Origin of the sequence: Pseudomonas sp. SK2, from assembly GCF_016772395.1 — a bacterium.
Taxonomy (GTDB): domain Bacteria; phylum Pseudomonadota; class Gammaproteobacteria; order Pseudomonadales; family Pseudomonadaceae; genus Aquipseudomonas; species Aquipseudomonas taiwanensis.
On the sequence record NZ_CP061944.1, the window covers coordinates 404,908 to 420,736 of the forward strand.

Consider the following 15,829-nt stretch of genomic DNA (forward strand, 5'->3'; position numbering starts at 1 on the left):
CCGAATCCTCTGATCGAGATACAGTTGTGATCGAAAATCTGCGTAACATCGCCATCATCGCCCACGTTGACCATGGTAAAACCACCCTGGTCGACAAACTCCTGCGCCAGTCCGGCACCCTGGAGCGTAACGAGCTCAACGACGAGCGCGTCATGGACTCCAACGACCAGGAAAAAGAGCGCGGTATCACCATCCTGGCGAAAAACACCGCCATCCGTTGGAACGACTACCGCATCAACATCGTCGACACCCCCGGCCACGCCGACTTCGGTGGCGAGGTTGAGCGTGTCATGTCGATGGTCGACTCGGTGCTGCTGCTGGTCGATGCCCAGGACGGCCCGATGCCGCAAACCCGCTTCGTGACCAAGAAGGCCTTCGAAGCTGGCCTCAAGCCGATCGTCGTGATCAACAAGGTCGACCGTCCGGGCGCGCGTCCTGACTGGGTACTGGACCAGATCTTCGACCTGTTCGACAACCTCGGCGCCACCGACGACCAGCTGGACTTCCAGGTTGTCTACGCCTCGGCCCTGAACGGCATCGCCGGTCTGGACCACACCAACATGGCCGAAGACATGACCCCGCTGTACCAGGCCATCGTCGACCACGTTCCGGCTCCGACCGTTGACGTCGACGGCCCGTTCCAGATGCAGATCTCCGCGCTGGACTACAACAGCTTCCTGGGTGTTATCGGCGTAGGCCGTATCGCCCGTGGCCGCGTCAAGCCGAACACTCCGGTCGTCGCCATCGACACCGAAGGCAAGAAGCGCAACGGCCGTATTCTCAAGCTGATGGGCCACCACGGCCTGCACCGTGTCGACGTCGAAGAAGCTACCGCTGGCGACATCGTCTGCATCAGCGGTTTCGACGAGCTGTTCATCTCCGACACCCTGTGCGACATGAACCACGTCGAGGCGATGAAGCCGCTGACTGTCGACGAGCCGACCGTTTCGATGACCTTCCAGGTCAACGACTCGCCGTTCTGCGGCAAGGAAGGCAAGTTCGTCACCAGCCGTAACATCAAAGAACGTCTGGACAAAGAACTGCTGTACAACGTTGCCCTGCGCGTCGAAGAAGGCGACTCGGCTGACAAGTTCAAGGTTTCCGGCCGTGGTGAGCTGCACCTGTCGGTACTGATCGAAACCATGCGCCGTGAAGGCTTCGAGATGGCTGTAGGCCGTCCTGAAGTGATCATCCGTGAGGTGAACGGCGTCAAGCAGGAACCGTACGAGAACGTCACCATCGACATCCCTGAAGAATCCCAGGGCAAGGTCATGGAAGAAATGGGCCTGCGTAAGGGCGACCTGACCAATATGGCGCCGGATGGCAAAGGCCGTGTTCGTCTGGAGTACAACGTCCCAGCTCGCGGTCTGATCGGTTTCCGTAACCAGTTCCTGACCCTGACCAACGGTGCAGGCATCCTGACCTCGATCTTCGATCGCTATGACACCATGAAGCCTGGCCAGATGTCCGGCCGTCTGAACGGTGTTCTGGTTTCGATCGAGACCGGCAAGGCCCTGACCTACTCGCTGGAAACCCTGCAGGCTCGTGGCAAGCTGTTCATCGAGCACGGCCAGGATATCTACAACGGTCAGATCATCGGTCTGAACAGCCGTGACAACGACCTGGGCGTCAACCCGACCAAAGGCAAGAAGCTCGACAACATGCGTGCTTCGGGCAAGGACGAAGTCATCGCCTTGGTTCCGCCGGTTCGCCACACGCTGGAACAGGCCCTGGAATTCATCCAGGACGACGAGCTGTGCGAAGTCACGCCGAAGTCGATCCGTCTGCGCAAGAAGATCCTGGACGAAGGCGAGCGTACCCGCGCTGCCAAGAAAGCCAAGGCTTGATCGTCTAGCTTGAGTTGAAACGAAAACGCCCCCGGTCGAAAGGCCGGGGGCGTTTTTGTTTGCCTGCTGTTCCTGAGAGAACAGGGCAGGCAGGCGATCAGCGGGTTGTGGCCTTGGGCTTGTAGGCGCAGTACCCCGGGCGAGGCCCGACCTTCGGATGGTTCCGGCAGGTATCCGGTCGCTTGTCATAAATGGTGCACAGCCGGCTCTTGCGATCCAGATAGAGGCAATCGTCGTTGCTCATCCGCGTCAGGGTGAAAATGCCTGACTTCTGGTTGAAACGCTCGATGATGCCGTCTTTCTGCAGGCGTTTGGCGATGTTCTTCGGCGGCTCGTCCTTCTCGAACTCGTCTACCACGCCGATGCGGATCAAGTCTTTGATCTTCACTTCAACCGGCAGGGTGCAGCAGGTCGAATGGCAGCCCCCGCACATGTGGCTGGCATAGCGCTGCCAGGTTTCCAGGCGGTCTACTTCGGCCGCGGCAATCAGGGTCGTTTTCATCGTTTTTTAAGAGGTGAATCACGGTCTTGGGGCGCGCGATCATACCGGAGTTGTTCAAATTGTGAACAACCTTTTGCCGGAATCGTAAAGCGGGCATGAAAACTGCGAACAGGTGCTGTCACTCCTTGTCGAAGGGTCTAGTCTCAACACTCTCCCTCCGCTTTCGTCAACTTGCCCGAGGATGCCGCATGTCCCAGGAACCCAAAGCACGTGACGCCGAGGTGGCCGAGTTCCGTGCCGCTGTACTGGCCAAACTGACCTATGCGGTCGGCAAGGACCCAGAGCACGCTTTCGACCATGACTGGTTCGAAGCCATCGCCCTGGCTGCCCGCGACCACATGGTCGAACACTGGATGGATCACACCCGTCGCGCCTATAGACGCAGTCAGAAACGGGTCTATTACCTTTCCCTGGAGTTCCTCATCGGTCGGCTGCTGTATGACAGCCTGAGCAATCTGGGCCTGCTGGACATTGCCCGTGAAGCCTTGGAAGGGCTGGACGTGGACCTGGAGCGGATTCGCCTGCTGGAGCCGGATGCAGCGCTGGGCAACGGTGGCCTGGGCCGGTTGGCGGCGTGCTTCATGGAGAGCATGTCGACCCTGGGCATCGCGGCCCATGGCTATGGCATTCGCTACGAGCATGGCCTGTTCCGTCAGGCGGTGGTCGATGGCTGGCAGCAGGAACAGACCGAGAACTGGCTGGATTTCGGCAACCCCTGGGAGTTCGAGCGGGCAGAGGTCATCTACCCGATCAGCTTCGGTGGCAGCGTCGAGACGGTACACGATGCCAATGGCCAGCAGCGCCAGGTATGGTGGCCGGGCGAAACGGTGCGGGCGGTGGCCTACGATACGCCGGTAGTCGGCTGGCGTGGCGCCAGCGTCAATACCTTGCGGCTATGGCGTGCCCGGGCGCTGGAAGAGCTGCATTTGGAGCGCTTCAATGCGGGCGACCACCTGGGCGCGGTGGCCGAAGTGGCAAGGGCCGAGAGCATTTCGCGGGTACTGTACCCCGCGGACAGCACCGAGGCCGGCCAGGAACTGCGGCTGCGTCAGGAATACTTCTTCGTGTCCGCCTCGCTGCAGGATTTGCTGCGCCGCCACCTGAACATGCACAAGGACTTCCTCAACCTGCCTGATGCGGCCGCCATCCAGCTCAACGATACCCACCCCTCGATTGCCGTGGCCGAGTTGATGCGGCTGTTGGTCGACCAGCATGAAGTGCCTTGGGACAAGGCCTGGGAGCTGACCGTCGGCACGCTGGCCTACACCAATCACACGTTGTTGCCCGAGGCACTGGAAACCTGGCCTGTGGCCCTGATGGAGCGCATGCTGCCACGGCACATGCAGATCATCTATCTGATCAACGCCTACCATATCGACGCCTTGCGCGCCAAAGGCCTGCACGATTTCGACGTGCTGCGCGCGGTCTCGCTGATCGAGGAGGACAATGGCCGCCGTGTGCGCATGGGCAACCTGGCGTTCCTCGGTTCGCACAGCGTCAACGGTGTTTCGGCGCTGCACAGCAAGCTGATGAAAAGCACCGTGTTCGCTGAGCTGCACAAGCTCTACCCGCATCGAATCAACAACAAGACCAATGGCATCACCTTCCGCCGCTGGCTGTATCAGTCCAACCCGCCGCTGACCGCGATGCTGGTCGAGGCGCTGGGGCCAGAGCTGTTGGATGACCCGGAAGGGCGCCTGGCCAATCTGGTGCCTTTCGCGGACAAAGGCAGTTTCCGCAAACAGTTCGCCGCCCAGCGCCTGCACAGCAAGCGTGCGCTGGCCAGCATCATCCAGGACCGCCTGGGGGTGACGGTCAATCCCGAGGCGCTGTTCGACGTGCAGGTGAAGCGTATCCACGAGTACAAGCGGCAATTGCTCAACCTGCTGCACACCGTGGCGTTGTACCAGGCGATGCGCGCCGAGCCCGGTACCGCGTGGGTGCCACGGGTGAAGATCTTCGCCGGCAAGGCGGCAGCCAGCTATCACCAGGCCAAGCTGATCATAAAGCTGGCCAATGACATCGCCCGTGTGGTCAACAACGACCCGACCGTGCGCGGGCTGCTCAAGGTGGTGTTCCTGCCCAACTACAACGTCAGCCTGGCCGAAAGCATTATCCCGGCGGCAGACCTTTCCGAGCAGATCTCCACAGCCGGGTACGAGGCGTCGGGCACCAGCAACATGAAGTTCGGCCTCAACGGCGCACTGACCATCGGGACCCTGGACGGCGCCAACGTGGAGATGTGCGAGCAGGTCGGTGCCGACAACATGTTCATCTTCGGCCTGACCGCCCAGCAGGTGGAGACGCGGCGCCGTGCCGGGGACTTCGGTGCCGGTGCCGCCATTGCCGCCTCCACGCGCCTGAGCGACGTATTGCAAGCAATCCGCAGCGGGGTGTTCTCGCCAGACGACCCCTCGCGCTACGCTGGGCTGATCGATGGCCTGGTGGCCCATGACCGGTTTCTGGTATGCGCCGACTTCGACGCCTATTGGGATGCCCAGCGACGGGTGGAGGAGTTGTGGCACAAGCCGGAGGAATGGTGGCGCATGGCGGTACTGAATACGGCGCGAATGGGCTGGTTCTCGTCTGACCGGACCATACGCGAGTACGCCACCGAAATCTGGAAGGCGCTGGATTGATACAAAGGGGCCGCGACGCGGCCCATCGCCGGCTATTCGGCACCTGCCGTAAGCTCGCGCGGGAGACGGCTTGCCGGCGACCGGCCCCGACCATTGGCAGGGCGGTGGCTGAACTCAAGGCAGCAAGATGAGTCTCTTTGCTCGCTAGCATTGAACACTCCCTGTAAACTGCGGGGGTTTTCTCCCCCTATCCTTTCGGAGCCATACATGTCCCGCGTTACCCTGAGTCGCTATCTGATTGAGCAGACCCGCAGCAACAATACCCCTGCCGATCTGCGCTTCCTGATCGAAGTGGTGGCGCGTGCGTGCAAGGAAATCAGCCACAACGTGTCCAAGGGCGCCCTGGGTGGCGTGCTGGGTAGCATGGGCACTGAAAACGTGCAGGGCGAAGTACAGAAGAAACTGGACGTCATCTCCAACGAGATCCTGCTCGAAGCCAACGAGTGGGGCGGTCACCTGGCCGGCATGGCCTCCGAGGAAATGGACAACGCCTACCAGATCCCGGGCAAATACCCCAAGGGTGCTTACCTGCTGGTCTTCGACCCGCTGGATGGCTCGTCCAACATCGACGTCAACGTCTCGGTCGGCACCATCTTCTCGGTACTGCGCTGCCCGAACGAGTACCTGAGCCAGAACGAAACCCTGAACGAAAAAGCCTTCCTGCAGCCAGGTACCCAGCAGGTCGCCGCCGGTTATGCCATCTATGGCCCGCAGACCATGCTGATCCTGACCCTGGGCAATGGCGTCAAGGGCTTCACCCTGGACCGCGAGCTGGGCAGCTTCGTCCTGACCCACGAAAACATTCGCGTACCGGAAAGCACCGCCGAGTTCGCCATCAACATGTCCAACCAGCGTCACTGGGAAGCCCCGGTTCAGCGCTACGTGGGCGAACTGCTGGCTGGCGAGACCGGCCCGCTGAACAAGAACTACAACATGCGCTGGATCGCCTCGATGGTGGCCGACGTACACCGCATCCTGACCCGTGGTGGCCTGTTCATGTACCCGCGCGACGCGCGCGAGCCGAGCAAGCCGGGCAAGCTGCGCCTGATGTACGAAGCCAACCCGATGTCCTTCATCATCGAGCAGGCGGGTGGCGCTTCCACCAACGGTTACGATCGCATCCTCGATATCCAGCCAGAAAGCCTGCACCAGCGCGTGTCGGTCATCCTGGGCTCGAAGGAAGAGGTCGAGCGCGTTACCGCTTACCACAAGGAGTAAGACATGCTCGCACCTTGGCAGCCGTTGCTGGAGTGGTGGTTCGGTTGGGGCACCAGTCCCCAGGCCGTGGCTGACGAGAAGAGCACGTTGTGGTTCGGCAAACACCACGACGGCGAGGCTCAGGCGCTGTTCGGCGAGCTCGTCGAGCAGGCCTTGGCCGGCGGCCTCGATGAATGGCAGCAAAGCCCGCAAGGCTGGCTGGCCCTGCTGATCCTGCTGGACCAACTGCCGCGCATGATCTACCGCGACACGCCGCGCGCCTTCGACGGCGACCGGCGTGCCCAGGTGGTTGCCATGCAGGGGCTGCAGAAGGACTGGGATTACCAGCTGCTGCCTATTCAGCGGGTGTTCGTGCTGCTGGTGCTGGAGCATGCCGAGGTGCTGGACTGGCAGAACCTGTGCGTCGAGCGTTACCAGATCCTGCTCGATGAACAGCCGGAGGCGAACCGCCGGTTGTTCGAAGGGTTCCTCGACTATGCCGAAAAGCACCAGCGGGTAATTGCCCGGTTCGGGCGTTTCCCGCATCGCAACCTGGTGCTGGGGCGGCCGAGCACCAGTGAAGAGATGGACTTTCTGCTGGAGCCTGGGTCCAGGTTCTAGCGCCGTGCGCCGGCTCCCACAAGACGCGTAGGAGCCGGTTTGCCGGCGATGCGGCCCGCCATCTCAGATCCGGAAACTCCCCACCAGCTGTTTCAACCGCTCCACCTGGTGTTCGAGGTCGGTGCAGGCACGCAAGGTGCTCTGCAGGTTTTGCACGCCTTCCTGATTCAATGCATTGATCTCGGTAATGTCGACGTTGATCGACTCCACCACGGCAGTCTGTTCTTCGGTAGCGGTCGCGACCGACTGGTTCATGCCATCGATTTCCCCAATGCGCTGGGTCACGCTGCTCAACCGTTCACCCGCCTGATTGGCGATGCCAACGCTGTGGTCGCTGTGCTGTCGGCTCTGGTTCATGGTGCTGACCGCCACCTGCGCGCCGGCCTGCAGCTCTTCGATCAGGCGCTGTACCTGCTGTGCCGATTCCTGGGTGCGATGGGCCAGGTTGCGTACCTCATCGGCCACCACGGCAAAACCACGTCCGGCCTCGCCCGCGCGAGCAGCTTCGATCGCGGCGTTGAGCGCCAGCAGGTTGGTCTGCTGGGAAATACCGCTGATCACATCGAGAATCTGGCCGATGTTCGCGGTGTGTGCGTTCAGCGTTTCGATGTTGCCGCAGGAGTCGCTGATGCGCGCCGACAGCTGGTTCATCACCTCTATCGTGCGACCAACCACCTGGTGGCCATCCTCGGCCAGGCCTCGTGCTTCGCTGGAATGCTGCGAGGCCAGCGCCGCGTTCTGGGCGATTTCCTGGGCCGCGGCACCCAGCTGGTTGATGGCCGCGGCCACGCTGCTGGTGCGGCTGGACTGCTGGTCGGCATTGTCGATCGAGGCATTGGAGGCCGACACCACCTGTGCCGCTACCGCATTGACCTGGCCAGTGGCCGAGGCGACTTCGCGGATGGACTCGTGGATTCGCTCGACGAAGCGGTTGAACGATTTGCCGAGGCTGCCGAATTCGTCCTGAGCATGAATGGTCAGGCGGCGGGTCAGGTCACCTTCACCTTCGGCGATGTCATGCATCGCGCGTCCCATCAAGTGCAGTGGCTCCATCAGCACGCGTATCAGCAGGCTCAGCAGGCCAATGATCACCACCACCGCAATCAGGGTCGCGACGATGGCCGAGGTGCGTAGCTCGCCCAGCATGGCGAAGGCCGCGTCTTGGTCGAGGACCAGTGCCACGTACCAATCAGCAGAGGGTACGCCGTCGACATGGGTGAAGCTGATGAACTGCTTGCGCCCGTCCAGCTCGACCTCCTGCAGGCCGCTGGTGGTGCGCGGCGGAGTGCCTGGATAGACGTCGGCCAAGGTCTTGAGCGCAAGTTCGGCCTTGGGGTGGATCAGGATCTTGCCTTCGCCGTTGACGATAAATGCATGCCCGCGGCCATCGAAGTCCAGGGTGTTGATCAGGTTGCTGATGGTCTGCAGGTCGGTGTCTACGCCGCTGACGCCAATCAGCTTGCCAGCCTGTTGCACCGGCGTGGCCAGGGTGATCACCAGCTTACCGGCGGATGCCGAGATGTAGGGTTCGGTGACGATGGTCCGGTTGGCGGCGCTGGCGGCCTTGTACCAGCCTCTTGCACGAGGGTCGTAGTCGGCGGCGCGGTTGCCGACCGGTACCGACTGCATGCTGCCATCCTGGCCGCCGAAGTAGGTGAGTTGGAAGTTGCTGCCATACACCGGCAGCGACAGGCTGCGGTCGAGGCTGGCCTTGCCAGGGCCGTCCAGCGCGACTTGCTGGGCCAGCGAGTCGAGCAGTTGGATGCGGCTGTCGAGCCAGTTGTGGATGTTGCCCGCCGTCAGATTGCCCAGGTCCCTCAGGGTAGCTTGCGTATCGCTGCGCAGCGACTGACGTTGTCGGTAGTCGTTGAACAGGACGAAACAGGTGAAGGCGACCGCTACCACGAGGGCGGCGGCCAGCAGAATCTTGTGGCTGAACTTCAGGTTCTTGGTCATGAATACGGTCTGCGCAAGGCAAGTCGGAGGGAGAGGGTGTGGCAATCCGCCACAGCGCCGCTCGCTGTGTCGACCTGGCGCAAGGAAACCTTAATCGTTTGCGCAGCGCCAGCCGACCGACGGTGCATGTGTAAAGGGTGGCATCCAGGGAACCAGGGAGGGTTTTTCCCGTCGAAGGACACTGCAGGCCACTCGCCTGCACCTACTTGTCCAGGAGTGTCCCTTCATGTCGTTGCGTTCCCTCGCCCTGTTGTCCTTGTGCGTCGTCCTGACTGCGTGCAGCAAGATCAATCAGGAAAACTATTCCAAGCTCAAGGCCGGTATGAACAAGGCCGAGGTCGAGCAACTGCTCGGCACGCCCACCGAGTGCTCTGGCGCACTGGGCATGAGCAGCTGCACCTGGGGGGACGAAAAGAGCTTCATCAGCGTGCAGTACGCAGCTGACAGGGTTCTGATGTACTCAGGGCAGGGTCTCAAATGAAGCGTCTGCACCTGCTGCTGGGTCTGTGCCTGGTGATGCTGCTGGGGGGGTGCGCCACGTCGGCCAACGACCCGCTGGCACCAAAGACCGCAGGCAACGTCGACCTCAAGCGTTACCAAGGCAAGTGGTACGAGCTGGCCCGACTGCCAATGCCTTACCAGAGCGAATGTGCCCAGTCAGAGGCCCATTACAACCTCAAGCAGGATGGCTCGTATGGCGTGCTCAACCGGTGCCGGACAATGGGCGACGAGTGGTTGCGCGCCGAGGGGCATGCCAACATTCAGGAGCCTGGCCATACCGACAAGTTATGGGTGGAATTCGATAACTGGTTCACCCGCCTGGTACCGGGTCTGACCAAGGGCGAGTACTGGATCCTGTACGTGGATGACCGTTACCGCACGGCAATCGTCGGCAGCCCGGACCGCAAGTACCTGTGGATTCTTTCGCGCACGCCGACCTTGCCGGCCTGGGAGCGCGAGAACCTGTTGTCCAAAGCCCGGCAGCAGGGTTATGACACCAGTCGCTTGATCTGGCGCACGGCCGACAAGCAGATCGTGCAGATGCATTGATGCCAGCCTCCTCGCCGGCATCCAGCTCCTCGTAGGAGCCGGCTTGCCGGCGAAAGGGCCATTTCTCGACACGTCATCCCAACAGCTGCCGCAACACCTGTGCGAACGCCCGCGCGCTTTCCTCTTCCTGGGCATGTCGCCCCTGACGCACTACCCACTGACCATTGACCATTACATCCCGTACCTGACGATCTCCACCGGCAAACAGCCAGCGGTTCAGAATGGCGTCGCCATCGGCAGTGGCGATGTACGGGTCCTGCCCGTCGAGCACGAGCCAGTCGGCCCGTTTGCCCCGTTCCAGGGTGCCGATGGTCTGGCCCAGCGCCTGGGCCCCGCCGCTTAGCGCTGCGTCATACAGCGTACGTCCCACCATCGGCTGGCGTTCACCATGCAGACGGTTGCGCCGCTGGTCCCGCAGGCGCTGTCCATATTCCAGCCAGCGCAGTTCTTCCACTACGCTCAGCGAGACATGGCTGTCCGAGCCGATGCCCAGTCGTCCACCTTCAGCCAGGTAATCCACCGCCGGGAAGATGCCATCACCCAGGTTGGCTTCGGTGGTCAGGCACAGGCCTGCGACGGCACCGCTGCGGGCCATGGCCGCCACTTCATCGGCAATGGCGTGGGTGGCATGTACCAGGCACCAGCGCGGGTCGACGCTTACGTGCTCGTACAGCCACTGCAGTGGGCGCAGGCCGCTCCACGCCAGGCAGTCATCCACTTCTTTCTGCTGTTCGGCGATGTGGATGTGAACCGGGCACTGCTGATTGGTCGCTGCCAGCACCTGGTCGATCTGCCCAGGGGTAACCGCACGCAAGGAGTGGAAGCACAGGCCGAGCTGCTGCGCGGGTTGGGCCGCCAGGACAGGGGCGAGCTGTGCCTGCAGGGCCAGGTACTGTTCCGTGGTGTTGATGAAGCGGCGCTGGCCTTCATTGGGGGCCTGGCCGCCGAAGCCTGAATGGCTGTAAAGCACGGGCAGCAAGGTCAGGCCGATACCGCTGCTGGTGGCGGCGGCGCTGATGCGCCGGGACAGCTCGGTGGGGTCGGCGTAGGCCTTTCCTGCCTGGTCATGATGGACATAGTGGAACTCGGCCACCGAGGTATAACCGGCCTTGAGCATCTCGATGTAAAGCTGGCGGGCGATGACGTGCAGTTGCTCCGGCGAGATCTTGCCGACCATCCGGTACATCAGCTCGCGCCAGGTCCAGAAGCTGTCGTTGGGATTGCCGGCCACCTCGGCCAGGCCTGCCATGGCGCGCTGGAATGCGTGGGAGTGCAAGTTCGGCATGCCCGGCAACAGCGGCCCGTGCAACCGTTCGGCGCCCTCAGCGCTGGCATTGGCTTGCACGTCTGTCAGGTGGCCATCGACAGCGACCTCCAGACGGACATCGTTAGCCCAACCGTTGGGCAGGAGGGCGCGTTCGGTGAAGTAGGCGGGCATGTGGCGATCCTGTTATTGTTCAGCTTGTATATACATATACAGCCGTTTGCCTGCCGGGTAAACTCCGGCAAGCTACCGCTCAATCAATTCGCACAAGGACCAAACGCCGTGCCGACACCTCCTGTCTCCACGCTGGTCGCCCAGATGGGCGAAGGGCCGGCGCCGCTGTATGCCCGGGTCAAGCAGATGATCGTCCAGCAGATCGAAAACGGCAGCTGGCCGCCACACCACCGGGTTCCCTCGGAAAGCGAGCTGGTCAGCGAACTGGGCTTCAGTCGCATGACCATCAACCGCGCCCTGCGCGAGCTGACCGCAGAGGGCTTGCTGGTCCGCATGCAGGGCGTAGGTACCTTCGTCGCCGAACCCAAGACCCGCTCGGCGCTGTTCGAAGTCCATAATATCGCCGACGAAATTGCCGCCCGGGGCCACCAGCATAGCTGTCAGGTGATCACCCTTGCCGAAGAGGCGGCCGGTTCCGAGCGGGCGCTGGCCCTGGACATGCGCGAAGGCCAGCGGGTGTTCCACTCGCTGATCGTGCACTACGAGAATGGCGTACCGGTGCAAATCGAGGACCGCTATGTCAACGCTGCCATCGCCCCGGACTACCTCAAGCAGGATTTTACCCGGCAGACCCCGTATGCCTACCTGTCCCAGGTTGCGCCACTGACAGAAGGCGAGCATGTGGTCGAGGCCATCCTCGCCGAACCCGATGAGTGCCAATTACTGCAGATCGAGCGTGGCGAGCCTTGCCTGCTGATCCGTCGGCGTACTTGGTCCGGTCGTCTGCCCGTGACCGCCGCTCGGTTGATTCACCCCGGTTCCCGTCATCGCCTGGAAGGACGTTTCAGCAAATGAGCCAGCTGCAGTTGTTACGCGCACGGGACTACCCGCGCATGCCTTGGAAGAACGGTGGCGGTTTCACCGAAGAAATCACGCGCGATGCGGGTGATGGCCTGGACGGTTTCGGCTGGCGCCTTTCCATTGCCGACATTGAAGCATCCGGCGGATTTTCCAGCTTCGCCGGCTACCAGCGGATCATCACCGTGCTGCAGGGTGACGGCATGCGCCTCAGTGTCGATGGCGTCGCGTCACGGCCATTGTTACCGCTCGATGCGTTCGCCTTCGATGGCCAGAGCCAGGTGAGTTGTCACCTGCTGGGTGGGCCGATCCGTGATTTCAACCTCATCTATGCCCCCGAGCGTTACCGTGCGCGCCTGCAATGGTTCAACGGCAGTACCCGGCTGTTCAGTGCTGCCGGCACTGTGTTGGTGTTCAGCGGGCAGGCGCAACTGCAAGTCAGTGTCGGTGGCCAGCCTGTGGATAACCTCGACCGCTATGACTGCCTGCACCTGAGCGGTAATGAGCGCCTGATGGAACTGGCGATCACTGGCTTGTGCTGTGTCATCGAACTGAGCGACGTTTCCCGGTAACGCACTGCGATCGCACAATTTGTTACCGAATGCCCCAGGGTGGCGCAATGCCGCCTTGGCCTGAATCCTCTACCGCAACGCCTCCCCAGATTTTTCTCACATCCCGTAACCCTTGAATGACGTGGCTTTCAAGCAGCCGCGGGGCCGCTGTCGCGCGCTGGGAAAAGTGACTTGGCAATTCAATTGCATATGCTTGTATGTACAAGTAAAGCCAAGTGCGCGAAAGTGGATAGGCCGTCCCTCTCGCGTTTGACCCAACGCACCACTGGCCCGCCGATCACGTCGGGTTTGGATAGATCGCTCAAGGAGCACTTTTCGTGACTGACAACAACTTGAACAAATTCCGTGACGTCGAGATCCGCGCCCCGCGTGGCAACAAGCTGACCGCCAAAAGCTGGCTGACCGAAGCGCCGCTGCGCATGCTGATGAACAACCTCGACCCACAAGTGGCGGAGAACCCCAAGGAGTTGGTGGTATACGGTGGTATTGGCCGCGCCGCGCGCAATTGGGCGTGCTACGACAAGATCGTCGAGAGCCTGACCAACCTGAATGACGACGAAACCCTGCTGGTGCAATCGGGCAAGCCGGTCGGTGTGTTCAAGACCCACGCCAACGCCCCGCGTGTGCTGATCGCTAACTCCAACCTGGTGCCGCACTGGGCCAACTGGGAACACTTCAACGAGCTGGATGCGAAGGGCCTGGCCATGTACGGCCAGATGACCGCTGGCAGTTGGATCTATATCGGCAGCCAGGGCATCGTTCAGGGCACCTATGAAACCTTCGTCGAAGCAGGCCGCCAGCACTACAACGGCAGCCTCAAGGGCAAGTGGGTACTGACCGCCGGCCTTGGCGGCATGGGCGGCGCCCAGCCGCTGGCCGCGACCTTGGCAGGTGCCTGCTCGCTGAACATCGAATGCCAGCAGAGCCGCATCGACTTCCGCCTGCAGACCCGCTACGTGGATGAGCAGGCCACCGATCTGGACGATGCCCTGGCGCGCATCGCCAAGTACACCGCCGAAGGCAAGGCCATCTCCATCGCCCTGCACGGCAACGCCGCCGAGATCCTGCCCGAGCTGGTCAAGCGTGGCGTACGTCCGGACATGGTCACCGACCAGACCAGCGCCCACGACCCGCTCAACGGCTACCTGCCAGCCGGTTGGACCTGGGAGCAGTACCGTGATCGCGCCCAGACCGAGCCCGCCGCTGTGGTCAAGGCCGCCAAGCAGTCCATGGCCGTGCACGTCCAGGCCATGCTCGACTTCCAGAAACAGGGCATCCCGACCTTCGACTATGGCAACAACATCCGCCAGATGGCCAAGGAAGAGGGTGTGAGCAACGCCTTCGACTTCCCAGGCTTCGTGCCGGCCTACATCCGTCCGCTGTTCTGCCGGGGCATCGGCCCGTTCCGCTGGGCGGCGCTGTCCGGCGACGCCGAGGACATCTACAAGACCGACGCCAAGGTCAAGGAACTGATCCCGGACGATGCCCACCTGCATCGCTGGCTGGACATGGCCCGCGAACGCATCAGTTTCCAGGGCCTGCCGGCGCGTATTTGCTGGGTTGGCCTGGGTCTGCGCGCGAAGTTGGGCCTGGCGTTCAACGAAATGGTACGCAGCGGCGAACTGTCGGCACCGATCGTGATTGGCCGTGACCATCTGGACTCGGGTTCTGTATCGAGCCCCAACCGCGAAACCGAAGCCATGCGCGACGGCTCGGATGCGGTGTCCGACTGGCCGCTGCTCAACGCCCTGCTGAACACCGCCAGTGGCGCCACCTGGGTGTCGCTGCACCATGGTGGCGGCGTGGGGATGGGCTTCTCGCAGCATTCGGGCATGGTAATTGTCTGCGATGGTACCGACGAAGCCGCCGAGCGTATCGCCCGCGTACTGACCAACGACCCGGCCACTGGCGTGATGCGCCATGCCGATGCGGGGTATCAGATTGCGATTGATTGTGCCAAAGAGCAGGGGCTGAACCTGCCGATGATCACTGGCTGACGGGCCCTGAGGCTGCTGTGCAGACCATGGCCGGTACGCCGGCTCCTACAGGTACGGTGTTGAGCCCTGAGGGAGCCGATTTGCCGGCAATGGTCCGTCACGTGGCCTCGGCCCCCTTTTTCGAGCCCTGCCGATTTCCACTTTCAAGTTTGGGAGCGTCACGCAATGAAAACCAACAAGACCCTGCTCGCCTCGCTGTTCGCCCTTGGTCTGCTCGGTGCTGCCGGTAGCAGCCAGGCCGCGGGCTGGTGTGAATCCGGCAAGCCGGTGAAGTTCGCCGGGCTGAACTGGGAAAGCGGCATGCTGCTGACCGACGTGATGCAGTTCGTGCTCAAGCACGGCTACGGCTGCGAGACCGACAGCCTGCCCGGCAACTCCATCACCATGGAGAACGCCCTGGGCACCAATGACATCCAGGTGTTCGCCGAGGAGTGGGTAGGCCGCAGCGAGGTCTGGAACAAGGCCGAAGCCGCCGGCAAGGTGGTAGGTGTCGGCGCCCCTGTGGTGGGCGCGCAAGAGGGCTGGTACGTGCCGCGCTACGTGATCGAGGGCGATGCCAAGCGCAAGCTCGAAGCCAAGGCGCCAGACCTGAAGAACGTCGCCGACCTGGCCAAGTATTCCAGCGTGTTCAAGGACCAGGAGGAGCCGAGCAAAGGCCGCTTCTACAACTGCCCTGCCGGTTGGACCTGTGAGCTGGACAACACCAAGATGCTCAAGGAGTACGGCCTGGAAAGCAGCTACACCAACTTCCGTCCAGGTACTGGCCCGGCACTGGATGCTGCCGTGCTGTCGAGCTACAAGCGCGGCGAGCCGATTCTTTTCTACTACTGGACCCCAACCCCGCTGATGGGCCAGGTCGACCTGGTCAAGCTGCAAGAGAAGGAAGGCGTGGACAAGTCCGTGACCATCAAGGTCGGCCTGTCGAAAGCGTTCCACGAGCAAGCCCCCGAACTGGTCGCGGTGCTGGAGAAGGTCAATCTGCCGATCGACCTGCTGAACCAGAACCTGGCGCGTATGACCAAGGATCGGATCGAATCGCCAGAACTGGCCAAGACGTTCCTCAAGGAACATCCTGAAGTTTGGCAGTCCTGGGTCAGCACGGATGCCGCCAAGAAGATCAACGCGGCGCTCTGAGCGTCCTCAGCTGATGAG

The 15,829-nt window shown here is 62.1% G+C and carries 13 protein-coding genes and 1 pseudogene; 10 read left to right on the top strand and 4 right to left on the bottom strand.

The genetic code is table 11. The features are described from left to right. Nucleotides 1-26: 26 nt before the first annotated feature. A complete protein-coding gene (gene typA, locus IF103_RS01785; protein WP_023378281.1) occupies nt 27-1,847 on the top strand; it encodes a translational GTPase TypA in 1,821 nt (606 codons plus the stop codon). A gap of 97 nt (nt 1,848-1,944) precedes the next feature. Here the strand turns inward: typA and IF103_RS01790 are convergent, their stop codons facing one another. Continuing rightward, nucleotides 1,945-2,349: a YkgJ family cysteine cluster protein gene (locus IF103_RS01790; RefSeq protein ID WP_023378282.1), complete on the bottom strand. Its 405-nt coding sequence runs from the start codon at nt 2,347-2,349 to the stop codon at nt 1,945-1,947. A 188-nt stretch (nt 2,350-2,537) separates the two neighbouring features. Here IF103_RS01790 and IF103_RS01795 point away from each other — a divergent pair, with 188 nt between their 5' ends. From IF103_RS01795 to IF103_RS01805, 3 genes are all read left to right on the top strand, one after another. Then, complete coding sequence (locus tag IF103_RS01795; protein ID WP_027907930.1) at nt 2,538-4,988, top strand: glycogen/starch/alpha-glucan phosphorylase; 2,451 nt, start codon at nt 2,538-2,540, stop codon at nt 4,986-4,988. 207 nt (nt 4,989-5,195) lie between these two features. Beyond that, nucleotides 5,196-6,206 (top strand): class 1 fructose-bisphosphatase, encoded by a 1,011-nt coding sequence (locus IF103_RS01800; protein ID WP_023378284.1) that lies wholly within the window; start codon nt 5,196-5,198, stop codon nt 6,204-6,206. A 3-nt stretch (nt 6,207-6,209) separates the two neighbouring features. Then, entirely contained in the window at nt 6,210-6,806 is a 597-nt protein-coding gene (locus tag IF103_RS01805; protein WP_023378285.1) for a DUF924 family protein, read from the top strand. A 63-nt stretch (nt 6,807-6,869) separates the two neighbouring features. Here IF103_RS01805 and IF103_RS25235 read toward each other — a convergent pair whose 3' ends face one another. Together IF103_RS25235 and IF103_RS25240 are read right to left on the bottom strand one after the other, a co-directional pair. Beyond that, on the bottom strand, nt 6,870-7,658 hold the full coding sequence (locus IF103_RS25235; protein ID WP_374374106.1) for a methyl-accepting chemotaxis protein: 789 nt from the start codon (nt 7,656-7,658) through the stop codon (nt 6,870-6,872). 114 nt (nt 7,659-7,772) lie between these two features. Next, nucleotides 7,773-8,762, bottom strand: a pseudogene (locus IF103_RS25240) (cache domain-containing protein); the annotation flags it as partial. Nucleotides 8,763-8,988: 226 nt separating this feature from the next. Here IF103_RS25240 and bamE point away from each other — a divergent pair. Continuing rightward, a complete protein-coding gene (gene bamE / locus IF103_RS01815) occupies nt 8,989-9,243 on the top strand; it encodes an outer membrane protein assembly factor BamE domain-containing protein (protein WP_023378287.1) in 255 nt (84 codons plus the stop codon). Beyond that, nucleotides 9,240-9,812, top strand: a complete 573-nt coding sequence (locus IF103_RS01820) for a lipocalin family protein (RefSeq protein WP_023378288.1) — start codon at nt 9,240-9,242, stop codon at nt 9,810-9,812. The genes bamE and IF103_RS01820 overlap by 4 nt, the downstream gene beginning before the upstream one ends. 73 nt (nt 9,813-9,885) lie before the next feature. Here the strand turns inward: IF103_RS01820 and IF103_RS01825 are convergent, their stop codons facing one another. Beyond that, nucleotides 9,886-11,250 carry a formimidoylglutamate deiminase gene (locus IF103_RS01825; protein ID WP_202675826.1) on the bottom strand — a complete coding sequence of 455 codons (1,365 nt, stop codon included), beginning with the start codon at nt 11,248-11,250 and terminating at the stop codon, nt 9,886-9,888. A 144-nt stretch (nt 11,251-11,394) separates the two neighbouring features. Between IF103_RS01825 and hutC the strand changes: the two genes are divergently transcribed. The 4 genes from hutC to IF103_RS01845 all read left to right on the top strand — a co-directional run bounded on the left by hutC (nt 11,395) and on the right by IF103_RS01845 (nt 15,811). Further along, nucleotides 11,395-12,105: a histidine utilization transcriptional repressor HutC gene (hutC, locus tag IF103_RS01830; RefSeq protein ID WP_177325254.1), complete on the top strand. Its 711-nt coding sequence runs from the start codon at nt 11,395-11,397 to the stop codon at nt 12,103-12,105. Then, nucleotides 12,102-12,680 (top strand): HutD/Ves family protein, encoded by a 579-nt coding sequence (locus tag IF103_RS01835; protein WP_023378291.1) that lies wholly within the window; start codon nt 12,102-12,104, stop codon nt 12,678-12,680. The genes hutC and IF103_RS01835 overlap by 4 nt, the downstream gene beginning before the upstream one ends. Before the next feature lie 317 nt (nt 12,681-12,997). Beyond that, entirely contained in the window at nt 12,998-14,677 is a 1,680-nt protein-coding gene (gene hutU, locus IF103_RS01840) for a urocanate hydratase (protein WP_023378292.1), read from the top strand. 165 nt (nt 14,678-14,842) lie between these two features. Then, the gene (locus IF103_RS01845; RefSeq protein WP_023378293.1) at nt 14,843-15,811 is read left to right on the top strand and encodes an ABC transporter substrate-binding protein; all 969 of its coding nucleotides are present in this window, start codon (nt 14,843-14,845) and stop codon (nt 15,809-15,811) included. Nucleotides 15,812-15,829 lie beyond the last annotated feature (18 nt).

Excerpts from the sequence above, each read along its gene's own strand:
- IF103_RS01845 (WP_023378293.1), top strand. The coding sequence starts at position 14,843 with ATGAAAACCAACAAGACCCTGCTCGCCTCGCTGTTCGCCCTTGGTCTG.
- IF103_RS01820 (WP_023378288.1), top strand. The coding sequence starts at position 9,240 with ATGAAGCGTCTGCACCTGCTGCTGGGTCTGTGCCTGGTGATGCTGCTG.
- bamE (WP_023378287.1), top strand. The coding sequence starts at position 8,989 with ATGTCGTTGCGTTCCCTCGCCCTGTTGTCCTTGTGCGTCGTCCTGACT.
- IF103_RS01805 (WP_023378285.1), top strand. The coding sequence starts at position 6,210 with ATGCTCGCACCTTGGCAGCCGTTGCTGGAGTGGTGGTTCGGTTGGGGC.
- IF103_RS01790 (WP_023378282.1), bottom strand. The coding sequence starts at position 2,349 with ATGAAAACGACCCTGATTGCCGCGGCCGAAGTAGACCGCCTGGAAACC.
- IF103_RS01825 (WP_202675826.1), bottom strand. The coding sequence starts at position 11,250 with ATGCCCGCCTACTTCACCGAACGCGCCCTCCTGCCCAACGGTTGGGCT.
- IF103_RS01800 (WP_023378284.1), top strand. The coding sequence starts at position 5,196 with ATGTCCCGCGTTACCCTGAGTCGCTATCTGATTGAGCAGACCCGCAGC.
- IF103_RS01835 (WP_023378291.1), top strand. The coding sequence starts at position 12,102 with ATGAGCCAGCTGCAGTTGTTACGCGCACGGGACTACCCGCGCATGCCT.
- hutC (WP_177325254.1), top strand. The coding sequence starts at position 11,395 with ATGGGCGAAGGGCCGGCGCCGCTGTATGCCCGGGTCAAGCAGATGATC.
- IF103_RS01795 (WP_027907930.1), top strand. The coding sequence starts at position 2,538 with ATGTCCCAGGAACCCAAAGCACGTGACGCCGAGGTGGCCGAGTTCCGT.